The organism is Pseudomonas sediminis, from assembly GCF_039555755.1.
In the GTDB taxonomy this organism is placed as follows: Bacteria; Pseudomonadota; Gammaproteobacteria; order Pseudomonadales; family Pseudomonadaceae; genus Aquipseudomonas; species Aquipseudomonas mendocina_D.
The window spans coordinates 4,437,526-4,451,946 of sequence record NZ_CP154631.1 but is presented as its reverse complement, the minus strand read 5'-3'; the positions used below and the strand labels follow the sequence as shown (position 1 = coordinate 4,451,946).

General features: G+C 63.0%; 15 protein-coding genes and 4 tRNA genes. 9 read left to right on the top strand and 10 right to left on the bottom strand.

The window, feature by feature from the left end; translation table 11 throughout:
- Positions 1-49: 49 nt before the first annotated feature.
- Both AAEQ75_RS21000 and AAEQ75_RS20995 read right to left on the bottom strand, forming a co-directional pair.
- Positions 50-1,123: a DUF3080 domain-containing protein gene (locus AAEQ75_RS21000; protein ID WP_343350357.1), complete on the bottom strand. Its 1,074-nt coding sequence runs from the start codon at positions 1,121-1,123 to the stop codon at positions 50-52.
- A gap of 39 nt (positions 1,124-1,162) precedes the next feature.
- Positions 1,163-2,536 carry an MATE family efflux transporter gene (locus AAEQ75_RS20995; protein ID WP_343350356.1) on the bottom strand — a complete coding sequence of 458 codons (1,374 nt, stop codon included), beginning with the start codon at positions 2,534-2,536 and terminating at the stop codon, positions 1,163-1,165.
- A gap of 150 nt (positions 2,537-2,686) precedes the next feature.
- Between AAEQ75_RS20995 and pdxB the strand changes: the two genes are divergently transcribed.
- The 3 genes from pdxB to AAEQ75_RS20980 all read left to right on the top strand — a co-directional run bounded on the left by pdxB (position 2,687) and on the right by AAEQ75_RS20980 (position 4,938).
- Positions 2,687-3,817, top strand: a complete 1,131-nt coding sequence (gene pdxB / locus AAEQ75_RS20990) for a 4-phosphoerythronate dehydrogenase PdxB (protein ID WP_343350355.1) — start codon at positions 2,687-2,689, stop codon at positions 3,815-3,817.
- Between the two features lie 180 nt (positions 3,818-3,997).
- Positions 3,998-4,483, top strand: coding sequence for a glutathione peroxidase (locus AAEQ75_RS20985; RefSeq protein ID WP_037002727.1), 486 nt, complete (start codon positions 3,998-4,000; stop codon positions 4,481-4,483).
- Positions 4,480-4,938, top strand: a complete 459-nt coding sequence (locus AAEQ75_RS20980) for a MarR family winged helix-turn-helix transcriptional regulator (RefSeq protein ID WP_343350352.1) — start codon at positions 4,480-4,482, stop codon at positions 4,936-4,938. The genes AAEQ75_RS20985 and AAEQ75_RS20980 overlap by 4 nt, the downstream gene beginning before the upstream one ends.
- On the opposite strand, the gene AAEQ75_RS20975 is transcribed toward AAEQ75_RS20980, so the two are convergent.
- Complete coding sequence (locus AAEQ75_RS20975) at positions 4,928-7,249, bottom strand: response regulator (protein ID WP_343350351.1); 2,322 nt, start codon at positions 7,247-7,249, stop codon at positions 4,928-4,930. The genes AAEQ75_RS20980 and AAEQ75_RS20975 overlap by 11 nt on opposite strands.
- Before the next feature lie 110 nt (positions 7,250-7,359).
- Here AAEQ75_RS20975 and AAEQ75_RS20970 point away from each other — a divergent pair, with 110 nt between their 5' ends.
- Positions 7,360-8,250 (top strand): ATP-binding protein, encoded by an 891-nt coding sequence (locus AAEQ75_RS20970; protein ID WP_343350350.1) that lies wholly within the window; start codon positions 7,360-7,362, stop codon positions 8,248-8,250.
- Positions 8,247-8,729: a GAF domain-containing protein gene (locus tag AAEQ75_RS20965; RefSeq protein ID WP_143504156.1), complete on the top strand. Its 483-nt coding sequence runs from the start codon at positions 8,247-8,249 to the stop codon at positions 8,727-8,729. The genes AAEQ75_RS20970 and AAEQ75_RS20965 overlap by 4 nt, the downstream gene beginning before the upstream one ends.
- Positions 8,730-8,872: 143 nt before the next feature.
- On the opposite strand, the gene AAEQ75_RS20960 is transcribed toward AAEQ75_RS20965, so the two are convergent.
- Positions 8,873-9,535, bottom strand: coding sequence for a glutathione S-transferase family protein (locus AAEQ75_RS20960; protein ID WP_343350349.1), 663 nt, complete (start codon positions 9,533-9,535; stop codon positions 8,873-8,875).
- 58 nt (positions 9,536-9,593) lie between these two features.
- Positions 9,594-10,358 (bottom strand): hypothetical protein, encoded by a 765-nt coding sequence (locus tag AAEQ75_RS20955; protein ID WP_260678965.1) that lies wholly within the window; start codon positions 10,356-10,358, stop codon positions 9,594-9,596.
- A 222-nt stretch (positions 10,359-10,580) separates the two neighbouring features.
- Here AAEQ75_RS20955 and AAEQ75_RS20950 point away from each other — a divergent pair.
- From AAEQ75_RS20950 to AAEQ75_RS20935, 4 genes are all read left to right on the top strand, one after another.
- Positions 10,581-10,656: transfer RNA gene (locus AAEQ75_RS20950), tRNA-Glu, on the top strand.
- Between the two features lie 15 nt (positions 10,657-10,671).
- Positions 10,672-10,747 (top strand) — tRNA-Gly (locus AAEQ75_RS20945).
- Positions 10,748-10,793: 46 nt separating this feature from the next.
- A tRNA-Glu gene (locus tag AAEQ75_RS20940) sits at positions 10,794-10,869 on the top strand.
- Between the two features lie 14 nt (positions 10,870-10,883).
- Positions 10,884-10,959: transfer RNA gene (locus tag AAEQ75_RS20935), tRNA-Gly, on the top strand.
- A 54-nt stretch (positions 10,960-11,013) separates the two neighbouring features.
- On the opposite strand, the gene AAEQ75_RS20930 is transcribed toward AAEQ75_RS20935, so the two are convergent.
- The 5 genes from AAEQ75_RS20930 to cydP are packed head-to-tail and all read right to left on the bottom strand — an operon-like array spanning position 11,014 to position 14,346.
- The gene (locus AAEQ75_RS20930) at positions 11,014-11,304 is read right to left on the bottom strand and encodes a cyd operon YbgE family protein (RefSeq protein WP_343350348.1); all 291 of its coding nucleotides are present in this window, start codon (positions 11,302-11,304) and stop codon (positions 11,014-11,016) included.
- Positions 11,297-11,410, bottom strand: a complete 114-nt coding sequence (gene cydX, locus AAEQ75_RS20925) for a cytochrome bd-I oxidase subunit CydX (protein WP_037051820.1) — start codon at positions 11,408-11,410, stop codon at positions 11,297-11,299. Before cydX ends, AAEQ75_RS20930 begins: the two co-directional genes overlap by 8 nt.
- Positions 11,411-11,421: 11 nt before the next feature.
- Entirely contained in the window at positions 11,422-12,561 is a 1,140-nt protein-coding gene (gene cydB, locus AAEQ75_RS20920; protein WP_003460906.1) for a cytochrome d ubiquinol oxidase subunit II, read from the bottom strand.
- 10 nt (positions 12,562-12,571) lie between these two features.
- Complete coding sequence (locus AAEQ75_RS20915) at positions 12,572-14,137, bottom strand: cytochrome ubiquinol oxidase subunit I (RefSeq protein WP_343350345.1); 1,566 nt, start codon at positions 14,135-14,137, stop codon at positions 12,572-12,574.
- Entirely contained in the window at positions 14,134-14,346 is a 213-nt protein-coding gene (gene cydP / locus AAEQ75_RS20910; protein ID WP_003460908.1) for a cytochrome oxidase putative small subunit CydP, read from the bottom strand. Before cydP ends, AAEQ75_RS20915 begins: the two co-directional genes overlap by 4 nt.
- Positions 14,347-14,421: the final 75 nt, after the last annotated feature.

Here is a 14,421-nt window from a genome sequence, read left to right as displayed (position 1 = left end):
ATGTGCCTTGATCCGTGTTATCTGTGGTTATCGGTGCGCGCGGCGCACCCTACGGCTCTGCATCGTTTTCAGCGTTGTTCCATCCCGCCTGCCCTGGCGCCAGGTCGCAGCTGTTCAGTAGTGTTTGCCAAGCCTTGACGTGACGCGCCGTGGCGGCGCGGAAATCCTGCCATAACGAATCCTGCTCGCCGGCCAGCCGCTGCAGGTGCTCGCGGGTGGCGGAGGGAATGCCGTCGATGTGCTGCAATTGCAGCAGCGCCGCCTGCCACTGCTGGCCGCGCTGGTCGACCTGAGCCAGGTAGGGTTGCAGGCCGCCAGCGTAGAACTTGATGAAGATGTTCTGCAGGATGCGCCCGCGCGGCGTCGCCTGGCCCAGCGGGCAAAGAGGGCGGCCCTGTTGGCGTTGCTCCAGCATCTCGCTGCTGGCCTCGAGGGTGTGGCGCAGGCTGGCCAGGCTGGTGATTAGCTGGCTGCCCTGTTCGCTGGCGTAGAGGGCGAAGAACAGCGGGTCCAGCTCGTCACTATTCGGTGGCAGTCGTGCAGGCAGGGCGGTTCCGATGCTGGCCAGTCGCTGCAATGCGTCCAGGGCGGCGCTGTCTTCCTGAGTGCCGACTGGCAATGCCTGGTCGGCAAAGCGCAGGTAGTTCTCGAATTCCGGGCTGCCGTTCAGGGCATTCCAGAACACCGCTCGCAGTTGCTGGCGCTTGTCGTTGGCCAGACGTTGCAGGGTGGCCTTGAGGCTGGAGTCCTCCGGCAGGTGTGGCAGGCAGTCATCGATGGCACGCAGCAGGTCGCCTTCGTAGCCCAGGCGCTGGCAGGGCATCAGTTGCTTGCCCAGGCTGCTGTTGCGCTGGCTGATCAGTTGTTGCAGGTGCGGGCAGCGCCGTGCATCGATCACCAGATCGAGCAGGCCGATACGCAACTCGGGAATCTCGCTAAGCCGCTCACGCCGGGCCGGCAGGCGGTACTGGCTGACACTGCGACTGTCGAAGGCGTCGACGTCAGCAGCATCGAGCGAACGCTGCAGGCGTTCGAGGTAGTCGCTCTGCAGGGCCAGGCCGTCGTTGGCCGGGCTGCATGCAGCGAGCAGAAGCAGGCAGAGGAGCAGGGCTGGTCGAATCATGCGCTCAGTCTAGAGCTGATCTCCTGCCTATCCAATGCCTCAGGCGGCCCGGCGAATGCGCTTGCGTGCGCTACCCGCAAGGCGCACGGTGAGCATCGCCGCGGCGCAGGTCAGACCTACTACCAGACCCTGCCACAGACCGCTGGGGCCACTCGGTTCGCCGAACAGGTCGGACAGCCCCAGCGCATACCCCACCGGCAGGCCGATTCCCCAGTAGGCGAACAGGGTCAGCAGCATGGTGATGCGCGTGTCCTGGTAGCCGCGTAGCGCGCCGGCCGCAGTAACCTGAATGGCATCGGAGAACTGGAACAGCGCCGCATAGACGATCAGCGTTGCCGCCACGGTGATCACCGTTTGGTCCGGCGTGTAGATCTGCGCGATCTGTTCACGCAGCAGGAACATCAGGCTGGCCGATACGCAGGCATAGCCCAGCGCTGCCGCCATGCTCACCCCGGCGGCGAAGCGCGCCTCGCGCGGCTGACCACGGCCCAGCGCCTGGCCGACGCGCACGGTGGCGGCCATGGCCAGCGAGTAGGGGATCATGAACACCATGGAGCTGAAGTTGAGCGCGATCTGGTGCCCGGCCACCACGGTGGCGCCAAGGCCGCCGATCAGCAGAGCGATCACCGCGAAGATGCTCGACTCGGCGAACACCGCGATGCCGATCGGGACGCCAATGCTCAGCAGGCGTTTGATCACCGTCCACTGCGGCCATTCGAAGTGGGTGAACAGCGCGCTGCTGCGGTAGTAGGGCGCCCATTTCACCCAGACCAGCATGCCAATCAGCATGAAGCCCATCACCAGCGCGGTTGCCCAGCCGCAGCCAACGCCACCCATGGCCGGCAGGCCGAACTTGCCGTAGATGAAGATGTAATTGGCGGGGATGTTCAGCAGCAGGCCGAGAATACCCAACACCATGGCCGGGCGGGTGTGGCCGAGGCCATCGCTGAAACAGCGCAGCACGTGATACAGCGCCACAGCCGGGAAACCCAGGGCCACAGCGCGCAAATAGCCCATCGCCGGAGTGATCAGCGCCGGGTCGACATTCATGATGCGCAGGATGAATTCGGCGTTCCACAGCAGGGCTGCGGCGCTGCAGCCGACAACAAGCGCCAGCCAGAGCGCCTGGCGCACCAGCGGGCCGATGTCGGCCTCTTGGCCGGCACCGAAGCGTTGCGCCACCTTGGGCGTGGTCGCCAGCAGGATGCCGGTCATCAGCAGGAATACCGGTACCCAGATCGAGTTGCCCAGTGCCACGGCCGCCAGGTCCTGCGGGCTGACGCGCCCGGCCATCAGCGTGTCGACGAAGCCCATGGCGGTGTGCGCTAGCTGGGCGATGATGATGGGCGTGGCCAGGAGCAAGAGGCTGCGCAGTTCCGTGCGCACGCGGCCAAGGCGGCTGTCGGTGGACATTTCGACTCTTCGGGATAACAGGAAACCGCGTAGTCTACGCTTTGACGTAGCGGTCAGGAAAGAACGATCTGCCCCTCTGTCTTGCGGCCTGTGGGGCGACGCTGAGGTGTCGGCTGACTTAGAATGGCGACCTGCCTGATGGAGCCCAACATGCACATAGTCGCCGACGAAAACATTCCCCTGCTCGATGAGTTCTTCGCTGCGTTCGGCAGCATCCGCCGCTTGCCCGGGCGCGCCATCACGGCAGCCGATGTGCGTGATGCCGACCTGCTGCTGGTGCGCTCGGTGACGCAGGTCAGCCGCGCCTTGCTCGAAGGGAGCCGGGTGCGTTTCGTCGGTACCTGCACCATTGGCACCGACCACCTGGATCTCGATTACTTCGCCGAGGCCGGTATCGCCTGGAGCAGTGCCCCCGGTTGCAATGCCCGTGGCGTGGTGGATTACGTGCTGGGCAGCGTGCTGACCCTGGCCGAGCGCGAGGGTGCCGACCCGGCAGCGCGCGTTTACGGTGTGGTTGGCGCAGGGCAGGTCGGCGGGCGTCTGGTCAGGCTGTTGCAGGGGCTGGGCTGGCAGGTGCGGGTATGCGACCCGCCGCGTCAGGCAGACGAGGGCGGCGACTTCGTCAGCCTGGAGCAGATCATCGACGAGTGCGATGTGATCAGCCTGCACACGCCGCTGGGCGCTTCGACGCGCCATCTGTTCGGTGCGGCGCGCCTGGCGGCATTGAAGCCAGGAACCTGGTTGATCAACGCCAGCCGTGGTGCTGTGGTGGACAACGCCGCGCTGCGCAGCCTGCTGCCGCAGCGGCCTGATCTGAAGGTGGTGCTGGATGTCTGGGAAGGCGAGCCGCTGGCCGACGTCGAGTTGGCCGCCCTGTGCCAACTCGCGACGCCGCATATCGCTGGCTATAGCCTGGACGGCAAGCTGCGCGGCACGGCGCAGATCTACCAGGCCTGTTGCCGGGTGCTGGGCGTGGCCGAGCAGGTGAGCCTGGCCGATCTGTTGCCGGCGCCCTGGCTGAGCGAATTGAGCATCGACCGCAGCGCGGACCCGGCCTGGGTCCTGGCCAGCCTGTGTCGCGCGGTGTACGACCCACGCCGTGACGATGCGGATTTTCGTCGCAGCCTGGACGGCGATGCCGATGCCCGTCGCGCCGGCTTCGACCGCCTGCGCAAGCATTACCCCATGCGCCGCGAGATCGATGGCCTGCACGTACGCATTCAGGGTGATGCAGCACCACTGACCGCGCTGGTGCGAGCCCTGGGCGCGACCCTTGTGTAGGGTGCGCTGTGCGCACCGGCTGATATCGCAGAGCCCCGAGGTGCGCACAGCCTAGGTGGTCCCGCGACACCCTACGATAAGGCGCTATCCATGCGCCTTATTCTGCATTAATTGAATTGCATGCAATTTAATTGCTCGCTACCTTGTTCGTCACTTTCAGCCCATTCAGGACGATTCCCCATGAGCAACGCGCTTTTCGATATCCCGGTCACCACCATCAAGGGCGAGCAGAAGACCCTGGCTGACTTCGGCGGCAAGGCCGTGCTGGTGGTCAACACGGCCAGCAAGTGCGGCTTCACCCCGCAGTACAAGGGCCTGGAAAACGTCTGGCAGCAATACAAGGACAAGGGCCTGGTGGTGCTGGGTTTCCCCTGCAATCAGTTCGGCAAGCAGGAGCCGGGTGACGAGGGCGCGATTTCCGAGTTCTGTGAGCTGAACTTCGGTGTCAGCTTCCCGCTGTTCAAGAAAGTCGACGTCAATGGCAGCGATGCTCACCCGTTGTTCGTGCAGTTGAAGAAGCGCGCACCGGGCCTGCTGGGCAGTCAGGGCATCAAGTGGAATTTCACCAAATTCCTGATTGGCGAGGATGGCCAGGTGGTCAAGCGTTTCGCCCCGACCACCAAGCCCGAAGAGCTGAGCAGCGAGATCGAAGCCCTGCTGAAATGAGTGCTTTCGATACCGCTGGGCTGCAGTTGGACAACCAGCTGTGCTTCAAGCTCTACGCCGCTTCACGCTCGGTGATCCGCGCCTACAAACCGATGCTCGACGGCCTCGGCCTGACCTACCCGCAATATCTGGTGATGCTGGTGCTGTGGGAGTGGCAGGAGCGGGCGCCTGAGCAGCCGACGCTCAAGGCACTCGGGCAACGCCTGCAGCTGGACTCCGGGACCCTGACGCCGCTGCTCAAGCGTCTGGAGCAGATGGGGCTGGTGCAGCGCCGTCGCGCGCAGGTGGACGAGCGCGAGGTGCATCTGGCGCTGAGCGAGGCTGGCAGGGTGCTCCAGGCGCAGGTCTTGCCGCTGAAGGCGCAGTTGCTCTGCCAGTTCGACGATCAGGACCTGCTGGAGGTGGAAGGGCTGCGCCGCAGCCTGGATCGCCTGTTGGCCAGGCTCAGCGAGTGAGGTCGGCGGGCAGCCAGGTATCCAGAATGGCTGCAAGTTCCTCGCGGCGGAAGGGTTTGGCCAGGTAGTCGTTCATGCCGGCGGCGCGGCAGCGTTCGCGTTCGTCGGACAGCGCATTGGCGGTCAGGGCGACAATGGGCAACTCCGGCCAGCGCCCGTTGCTGCGAATGCGTCGGCTGGCCTCGTAACCATCCAGCACCGGCATGTTGCAGTCCATCAGGATCAGGTCGACAGGTTCCTGCTCCAGAACCTCCAGCGCTTCCCCTCCATGGCCTGCTACCAGCACCTGATAGCCGAGCTTGGCCAGCATGCCCTTGGCGACCATCTGGTTGACCGGGTTGTCCTCGACCAGCAGTACGCGTGCATTGCTTTCCCGCACAGGCTGCGCTTGGGCACTACTGTGAACGTCGCCGTCGTCGCTGTGCAGGACGTGCCGCAGCTCCTGTAGCAGGCCATTGCGCGACACTGGGCGGGCGATCTGCAGCAGCGGCATAAGGCGTTGTGCCTGCTCATGCGGTAGGAAGTTGCCGTAGGCGGTGACCAGCAACACCGGTGTGCTCATCGCCGGACGAATGCCGAACAGACATTCCGGGCAATCGCTGATCAGCAGGTCGGCCTCCACGCCGTGCAGGTTGGCATCTGTATCCAGGCGCTGATAACTCAGGCCCCAGGCGGGCAGCCACTGGCTGAGCATCTGTTGCAGGCCGCTGCTGGCCGGGGTCAGCGCGACGATGCGGCCCTCAAGCGCCGGTTGTGAACTGGCTTGTACATGGGCAGGCAGCGGTAGCTCGGCGCAGAACTCACTGCCGAAGCCTTCTTTCGAATGCACGCTCAGCTTGCCGTGCATTGCCTCGCACAGGCGCCGCGTCAGTGCCAGTCCGAGGCCGGTCCCGCCGTACTCACGGGTGATGCCCACTTCGGCCTGGGCGAAGGGCTGAAAAATGCGCGCCTGGGCGTCTTCGGCGATGCCGATGCCGGTATCGCGCACGCGAATGCTGATGCCGTCCACAGTGCAGGCGACGATCAGGTCGACGCGACCGAAGCGGGTGAATTTGAGCGCATTGGACAGCAGGTTGCTGACGATCTGGCGCACTCGCGTCGGATCGCCCAGCACCTGCGCCGGCAGTGCCGGATCGATCAGGCAGGTCAGCTCCACGGCGTTGGCGGCGTTCTGCGACAGCAAGCTGGCGGTTTCTTCGGCCAGGGCGCCGAGGTCGAAGGGGATTTCCTCAAGCTCCAGCTGGCCAGCTTCGAATTTGGACAGGTCGAGAATGTCGTTGAGCAGCTCCACCAACACCTTGCCGGAGTCGTGTGCGATACCCAGCTGCTGACGCTGCTCGGCGCTGAGCGGGCCGTCCAGGGCCAGTGCGAGCATGCCCAGCAGGCCGTTGAGCGGGGTGCGGATCTCATGGCTCATGTTGGCCAGGAAGGCCGAGCGCGCCTGCGCCATGTTCAGGGCGGTGGTGCGCGCCGTTTCCAACTCGGCGTTGGACTGGCTGAGGCGCACGTTGGTCGCCTTGAGTTCGGCGGTACGGGCCGAGACGATGTTTTCCAATTCACTCAGGTACTGGGTCAGCCGGTCTTCGGCGTTGCGTCTTTGCTCGATCTCCTGGGCGATGCTCGACAGCTGGCGGTTGGTAACCTCGACCAGGATGCCGATTTCATCGCGCTCATGGCCCTTGGGGCAGGGCACCGGTCGGTGCTGCGGCGCTTGTGGATTGCGTTGGCTGAGTGCGCGAATCACGCCGGTCAGGGGTTTGGTCAGCATGAAGTAGAACAGCACCAGCAGGATCAGCGATAGCAGCAGGCTGCGCGCGAACCCGGTGAGCAAGGTCAGTAGCGAGCGCCGCAGGAAGTGACTGCCGAACGCGTAGGTATCGATCTCCAGACGGAGGAAGCCCAGGGGCTCGTGGGGTGCATGGGATACGAACAGCGGGTCCTGAAATGCACGTTCGGCACCAAACAGGCTGTCACTCAGGAAACGGTAGCGACTCTCGCTGCGTGGACGGCTGACGCTGGCCAGCACCAGGCCGCTGTTGTCGATCAGTTCAGCGCGGGTCACCGCAGGGGAGCGCAGCAGGCCGAGTACCAGTTCCTGCGCCAGTTCGGCGTCGATGTTGTAGGCGATACGGGCGGCGGGATTGTGGCTGATTTCCAGCAGAGCACGAATCTCGCGGTTGATGGAGGCCTCTTCGCTGGCATAATCGATCGCCACCTGGGTGACGCTGAGCAGCGTGCCAAGGATAAACGCCACCAGCACAGTTAGACCGGCCTGTTTGAACGACAGACGATTGGTGAGCGAAATATCCATAAATGCGTGCGTCGTCTCTGATCCTTGGCGCCTTGCCAAGCATAGCTGATAGCGACCTTGTACCGGCAGAGCCTGCAACGTGCTGCTCTGCGCAAAAGGAGTAGTAGACCGTGGATTCCCGATTGCTGGATTTTCTTGCCCGCGCCGAGCAGGTGCTGGAGCGTCTCGAGCCCTTGCTGCCTGCGCTGCGCCCGCAGGTGGACTGGAATAAATGCGTGGCCGCGCGCTGGGTGCGTGATGGCCGCAGTGGCTACCTGATGCCGCTGGAGGTCAGCCTCGACCTGTCGTTGAGCGACCTGCTGGGCGTGGACGTCCAGCGCGAGCAACTGGCACGCAATACCCGCCAGTTCGTCAGCGGCATGCCGGCCAACCATGCGCTGCTCTGGGGCGCGCGCGGTACAGGCAAATCTTCCCTGGTGCGTGCCTTGCTCGCCGAGCACGCCAAGTGCGGCCTGCGCCTGATCGAGATCGAACGCGATCACCTGGCCGATCTGCCGCGCGTGGTCGGCTTGCTGGCCGGCCTGCCGCAACGTTTCGTGTTGTTCTGCGATGACCTGTCGTTCGAGGCGGGTGAGGGCGACTACCGTGTGCTTAAGAGCGTGCTCGATGGCTCGCTGGAACAGGCGCCGGACAACGTGCTGCTGTACGCCACGTCCAACCGCCGCCATCTGGTGCCCGAGCATCAGAGCGACAACGAGAACTGGAAGAGGGTCGACGGCGAGCTGCACCCCAACGAGGCAGTAGAGGACAAGATCGCGCTGTCCGACCGTTTTGGCCTGTGGCTGTCGTTCTATCCCTTCACTCAGGATCACTTCCTGATCGTCGTGCGCCACTGGGTGGACGTGCAGGCGCGTCAGGTCGGGCTGAACTGGAGCTGGGACGATGCGCTGGAAAAGGCTGCCATCCGCTGGGCGCTGGGTCGTGGTAACCGCAATGGCCGCTGCGCCTATCAATTCGCCCGCCACTGGGTCGGGCTGCAACTGCTGGAGCAACAGGCATGATCGATCTTTCTCAGACTGGTGGCGATCTCAACGGTTACCCTCTGCTGAGTGCACAATTGCAGGCATTGCTTAGCGGCGAACGTGATTTCATTGCCAATGCTGCGCAGTTTTCCGCCTTCCTGTTTCACGAGCTGGCCGACCTGAACTGGGCTGGCTTCTATCTGGTCAAGGATGGCGAGCTGGTGCTTGGCCCGTTTCAGGGCAAGGTGGCCTGTGTGCGTATTGCCTTCGGTCGTGGCGTCTGTGGTGCGGCGGCGGCCAGCCTGCAGACGCAACGAGTCGAGGATGTGCATGCCTTCCCAGGGCACATTGCCTGTGACAGTGCATCGAACAGTGAACTGGTGGTGCCTCTGGTCAAGGAAGGGCGCCTGATCGGCGTGCTGGATCTGGACAGCCCGTCGGTGGGGCGTTTCACCGAGGTGGATCAGGCTGGCATCGAAGCGCTGGCAGCGGTATTTCTGGCTGCCAGCGACTGCTGAATACGCCCATGGTGCCGCTCTGTCGGAGGCGATACGGCGGTTTGAGCTCGATCCGGTAGGGTGCGCCACGCGCACCGCCGGCTTGATGTGTCACGCAAGCTTATGTCGGAATTGGTGCGCACCGCGCACCCTACGAGGCGGGCTCAGCGCTTGGCGCCGATCTTCTCCAGCGTACGCAGTTCACGCGGTAGCAGTTGCTGTGTGGATGCACGGTTCTTGATGCGCTCGTAGTGCGCCATCAGGTTCGGCCAGCGGCTGGCATCCAGGGTTTCCCCGCCATGCTCCATGTTGATCAGCTGGCTGGCCAGCGCCAGGTCGGCCATGGAAAGCTGCTCACCGAGGAAATAGGGCGCATCACCCAGCGTGGTCTCGAAGTAGTCGAAGTGGTTGGGCAGTTTGTCCCTGAGCGTCTGCTGCACCTTTTCCTCGTCGCAGGGCTGACCCATGGTGGCTTTCAGCACGCGGTTGCGGAACACGGTGAAGGTGCACAGTGGCGCCAGCTCGTAGTCGGCGTATTTTTCCAGCCAGCGCACCTTGGCGCGTTGCTCTGCATCGGCGCCATACAGCGGTGTGTGCTCGGGGTAGCGTTCTTCCAGGTACTGGCAGATGACGCTGGAGTCAGCCAGCTTGAGGTCGCCGTCGCGAAAGGCGGGAATTCGGCCTAGCGGGTTGAGTTCGCGAAACCAATCGGGCTGGCCGAAGGGCATGACCACCTCGAGCTCGTAATCCAGGCCCTTTTCGATCAGGCACAGGCAGAGTTTGCGGACGAAGGGGGACAGCGGTGCCCCGTAAACGGTCAGGCTCATTGCAACTCCTAGCGGCGGTCCGCGTGCTCGACTGAGCGAGGGCGCGCGAACGGGTTGCTCAGTCGTAGATATTCTTCTTCTTCCAGTCGTCTTCCAGGTCCTTCAGACCTTCGGTCAACTGGCTCGGTTCTTCCGCCCTTGGAGCATTGTTGTTGAGCACCATGGCATTGGCACGTGCCAACTGCTCCTCGAATCGTTTGAGCTGCGCCTGGTAGGGCGCGGGATCTGGCTGCTTGCGCAGGTACTGAACACCGCGCTCGAAGGCCAGGCGGGCCTGGCCGGGTTGTTTCTGCTGCATGGCCGCCTGGCCCAGGGTGCTGAAGAACTCGATATGCACCAGCACCAGCATCTGCCGAATCTGCTTGAGCCAATGCTTGCCGTCGCCTGCGGGTAGCAGGCCGGCCTGAACCGAACCGGTGATTAGGGCATGCAGGTTTTCCAGCAGGAAACGCACGTCCTTGGCTTTGGCTTCGTTGGCGATGGGTTGAGGAGGGTTCTTCACGACAATGGATTCGCCCTGAGCGACCTGCGCCTTCAGCGTGTCGATATCGCTCCGAAGGGTCGTGTTCTGTTTCTCCAGTGGCAGTAAGCGTTCGCTGGCCTGCAACTGTAACTGGCTCAGCAGTAGCTTCAGCTGCGGCGTCATCAATTGGCCAGGTATACGCTCGGAGATATCCTGGCAGCGACGGATACGGTCGAGCAGGTCGGCACGCTGACGCGCTTTCTCCAGCTTGCTGTTCTCGACGGCGTGGTTGATGTAGGCAATCATCATCAGCAGAGCGATGCCGCCGACGATCAGCATGGTAATCACGAGTGCGGACACTGCTTGGGACCTCTCGAGAATCGACTTTTCGACCGAGTGTAGTGGCTTGCTCGCATGGCTCCTAGTGGCATATCGATTTCTGGGCTGAAGTCTTTGATTTTAAAAATTTTTTAGAGAGTGGTTGACGACCTTTAAAAGCCTCCATAGAATGCGCGCCACTTCCAGCGCAAAGCCCAAAGCGAAGCGAAGGAAGCCGGAAAGTTGCTTGATGTTCCGGGGTGTGTCCCCTTCGTCTAGTGGCCTAGGACACCGCCCTTTCACGGCGGTAACAGGGGTTCGAGTCCCCTAGGGGACGCCACTTTCAAGCTGTAATGCGGGAATAGCTCAGTTGGTAGAGCACGACCTTGCCAAGGTCGGGGTCGCGAGTTCGAGTCTCGTTTCCCGCTCCAAATTTTCGAAATGCTGCTTCGGCAGGGTTTCAAACGAAGTTCCAAGGTCCCCTTCGTCTAGTGGCCTAGGACACCGCCCTTTCACGGCGGTAACAGGGGTTCGAGTCCCCTAGGGGACGCCATTTCAAGTTGTACTGCGGGAATAGCTCAGTTGGTAGAGCACGACCTTGCCAAGGTCGGGGTCGCGAGTTCGAGTCTCGTTTCCCGCTCCAAATAAACAGAAACGCCGCTCAATCGAGCGGCGTTTTCGTTTCTGTCGTTTGCGTTCAGGCCGTTCGTGCCAGATACAGCAGGGTATAGCCCAGCCCGCACAATCCCCAGCCCAACCAGGGTGAGAATATGGCGCGCCACAGCCAGTGGCGCGGGGCGAAGCCGACGCCGTGGATGAAGGCGTTGGATACGCCCCACATCACCAGCATCAGCAGCGAATGGCTGTAGCGGCCCTGGCTGTCGAGCATGGCGCCGGGGTGGATCAGCAGCAGCAGCGCCAGGGGCGTGGCCAGCAGCCAGGAGAGCACGCGCAACGGCGCGCGCTCGCTCAGGGTGGTGTCACTCATGCTCGCTCTCGGTGTCGAGATCCTGCGTGGTTTCCAGCCATAGTGCGTTGATGATGCCGAAGCTGCAGGCCAGCAGCACGCCAAGAATCCAGGTGAAGTACCACATCGCGTTTCTCCTCAATACAGGCTGTGGGGGTTGGCTTCGATGCTGCGGTCGTTGAGCTTGCCCCACATCTTCACGTAGCCCCAGAGGGTGTAGATGAGGATGATCGGTACGAAGATGCAGGCGACCACGAACATGATGCCGAGGGTCTTTTGGCTCGATACCGCGTCCCACACCGTCAGGCTGGAGGCCGCATCAAGGCTCGACGGGAAGACGAAGGGGAATAGGGCGAAGCCGGCGGTGCAGATGGTGCCGACGATCATCAGGCTACTGCCGATGAAGGTCAGGCCGGCGAGACGCCAGGTGCTGGCGAGAATCGCCAGCAGTGCGCCGACCACACCAAGCACGGGGGCGCCCATTGTCAGTGGGTAGCGACTGTAATTGCCGAGCCAGCCGGCATTGTCGGCGAGCACCTGCTTGTGCAGCGGGTTCAGTGCCGCGCCAGCATCGAACGCACCCGCCAGACTCATGCCCTTGATACCCAGTGCCAGCCAACTGCCGGCCAGCAGGAAACCGATCAGGAATACCAGCGCACTGAGGTAAGTGGCCGTGCGCGAGCGTGCGGCCAGGTCACCTTCGGTGCGCATCATCAGCCAGGCGCCGCCGTGGGCGCAGAGCATGCTCAGGCTGACCACGCCGCAGAGCAGGGCGAAGGGGTTGAGCAGGGCGAAGAAGGAGCCGTGGTAGCTCGAGCGCATCATGTCATCGAGCTGGAACGGCAGGCCGAGGAACAGGTTGCCGAAGGCCACGCCGAAAACCAGCGCCGGTACCGCGCCGCCAACGAACAGGGCCCAGTCCCAGGCGCTGCGCCAGCGGGTGTTTTCCAGTTTGCTGCGGTAGTCGAAGCCCACCGGGCGGCAGAAAAGGGCGAACAGCACCAGTAACATGGCCCAGTACAGCCCGGAGAAGGCCACCGCGTAGACCATCGGCCAGGCGGCGAACAGCGCGCCGCCAGCGGTGATGAACCACACCTGGTTGCCGTCCCAGTGCGGGGCGATGGTGTTGATGGCGACGCGGCGCTCGTTGTCGGTCTTGCCGACGAAAGGCATCAGCGCCATGGCGCCCATGTCGAAGCCATCGGTGAGAGCGAAACCGATCAGCAGCACGCCGATCAGCACCCACCAGACGAGTTTCAGGGTTTCGTAGTCGAACATGACGAAGTCCTCAGGCGTGGGCCGGCTGCTGTTGCTCGAAGTGGTAGCGTCCGCTGTGCAGGCTCGATGGGCCAAGGCGGGCGAACTTGATCATCAGGTACATCTCCACCACCAGCAGCAGGCTGTAGAAGGCGATCAGCGCGATCAGCGAGCCCCAGACGTCACCGGACGACAGGCTGGAGGCGGAAAGATGGGTCGGCAGCACCTCACCAATCGACCAGGGCTGGCGGCCATGTTCAGCCACGTACCAGCCGGTCTGTGCGGCGATCCAGGGCAGTGGCAGGCTCCACAGCGCCCACTTGAGCAGCCAGGGTTTGCTTTCTTCGTTCTTCTTCGCCGAGGCCCAGAAGGCGCAGGCGAACAGCGCCAGCATAAGGAAGCCGCTGGCGACCATGATGCGGAAGCTCCAGAACAGGCTGAACACGTTGGGAATGGTGTCCAGCGCGGCCTGCTTGATCTGTGCCTCGCTGGCATCGACCACATTGGCGGTGTATTTCTTCAGCAGCAGGCCATAGCCCAGGTCATTCTTCACTTCGTTGAAGGCAGCAATGGTTTCGGCCGACTTGTCGCCGTTACGCAGGCGCTCCAGCAGCCCGTAGGCGGTCATGCCGGTGCGGATGCGCGCCTCGTGCTCGATGAGCAGGTCCTTGATGCCCTTTACCTTCTTATCCAGCGAGCGGGTGGCTATCAGCCCCAGGGCGTAGGGGATCTTCACCGCGTAGTCGGTGCGCTGCTCGTCCTGGTTGGGCAGGCCGAACAGGGTGAAGCCCGCCGGTGCTGGGTGGGTTTCCCACTCGGCCTCGATGGCCGCCAGCTTGGTCTTCTGCACGTCGCCGATCTCGTAGCCGGACTCGTCACCGAGGACGATCACCGAGAGAATCGAGGCCAGACCGAAGGCCGAGGCGATGGTGAAGGAGCGACGGGCGAAACCCTGATCGCGTTTCTTCAGCAGGTAATAGCTGGAGATGGCCAGGACGAAGATCGAACCGGTGACATAGCCCGCCGCCACGGTATGCACGAACTTGACCTGCGCCACCGGGTTGAACAGCAGGGCACCGAAATCGGTCAGTTCCATGCGCATGGTCTCGAAGTTAAACTCGGCACCTACCGGGTTCTGCATCCAGCCATTGGCGATGAGGATCCACAGCGCCGAAAGGTTCGAGCCAATTGCCACCAGCCAGGTCACGGTCAGGTGCTGCAGCTTGCTTAGGCGGTCCCAGCCGAAGAAGAACAGGCCGATGAAGGTGGATTCGAGGAAGAAGGCCATCAGTCCTTCGATGGCCAGCGGCGCACCGAAGATGTCACCGACATAGTGGCTGTAGTAGGCCCAGTTGGTGCCGAACTGGAACTCCATGGTCAGCCCGGTGGTGACGCCCAAGGCGAAGTTGATGCCGAACAGCTTGCCCCAGAACTTGACCATGTCCTTGTAGACCTGTTTGCCGGTCATCACGTAGACCGACTCCATGATCGCCAGCAGGAAGGCCAGGCCCAGGGTCAGGGGGACGAAGATGAAGTGATACATCGCTGTCATGGCGAACTGCAGGCGTGAAAGGTCGACGACTGATTCCGAGATCATCTCGGTGTCTCCTCGGTGTGTATAGAAAGTGGGGCAGGCTGACCAAACAGGTGATGCTCGACGCGCTGCTGGCCGTCCTCGGGGACTGTCGGTTCGTTGAACCAGATGGCCTTGATACTCAGCAGCAGGGTCAGCTTGATCAGCAGGATCACGGCGATTTCGCGTACTAGCGGAATGCGCCAGGGGGAGGAAGGTTCGCGATCGGGCATCTCGATGCTCCGCGTGTGCCGGTGCGGGCGGTGAGGCCGCACCGGCAGAGTGGATGTGTCCTAATGTTACAGAGT

Bases quoted from the DNA above. Each gene is read 5' to 3' on its own strand.
- AAEQ75_RS21000 (WP_343350357.1), bottom strand. From the start codon at position 1,123: ATGATTCGACCAGCCCTGCTCCTCTGCCTGCTTCTGCTCGCTGCATGC.
- AAEQ75_RS20995 (WP_343350356.1), bottom strand. From the start codon at position 2,536: ATGTCCACCGACAGCCGCCTTGGCCGCGTGCGCACGGAACTGCGCAGC.
- pdxB (WP_343350355.1), top strand. From the start codon at position 2,687: ATGCACATAGTCGCCGACGAAAACATTCCCCTGCTCGATGAGTTCTTC.
- AAEQ75_RS20985 (WP_037002727.1), top strand. From the start codon at position 3,998: ATGAGCAACGCGCTTTTCGATATCCCGGTCACCACCATCAAGGGCGAG.
- AAEQ75_RS20980 (WP_343350352.1), top strand. From the start codon at position 4,480: ATGAGTGCTTTCGATACCGCTGGGCTGCAGTTGGACAACCAGCTGTGC.
- AAEQ75_RS20975 (WP_343350351.1), bottom strand. From the start codon at position 7,249: ATGGATATTTCGCTCACCAATCGTCTGTCGTTCAAACAGGCCGGTCTA.
- AAEQ75_RS20965 (WP_143504156.1), top strand. From the start codon at position 8,247: ATGATCGATCTTTCTCAGACTGGTGGCGATCTCAACGGTTACCCTCTG.
- AAEQ75_RS20960 (WP_343350349.1), bottom strand. From the start codon at position 9,535: ATGAGCCTGACCGTTTACGGGGCACCGCTGTCCCCCTTCGTCCGCAAA.
- AAEQ75_RS20930 (WP_343350348.1), bottom strand. From the start codon at position 11,304: ATGAGTGACACCACCCTGAGCGAGCGCGCGCCGTTGCGCGTGCTCTCC.
- cydX (WP_037051820.1), bottom strand. From the start codon at position 11,410: ATGTGGTACTTCACCTGGATTCTTGGCGTGCTGCTGGCCTGCAGCTTC.
- cydB (WP_003460906.1), bottom strand. From the start codon at position 12,561: ATGTTCGACTACGAAACCCTGAAACTCGTCTGGTGGGTGCTGATCGGC.
- AAEQ75_RS20915 (WP_343350345.1), bottom strand. From the start codon at position 14,137: ATGATCTCGGAATCAGTCGTCGACCTTTCACGCCTGCAGTTCGCCATG.
- cydP (WP_003460908.1), bottom strand. From the start codon at position 14,346: ATGCCCGATCGCGAACCTTCCTCCCCCTGGCGCATTCCGCTAGTACGC.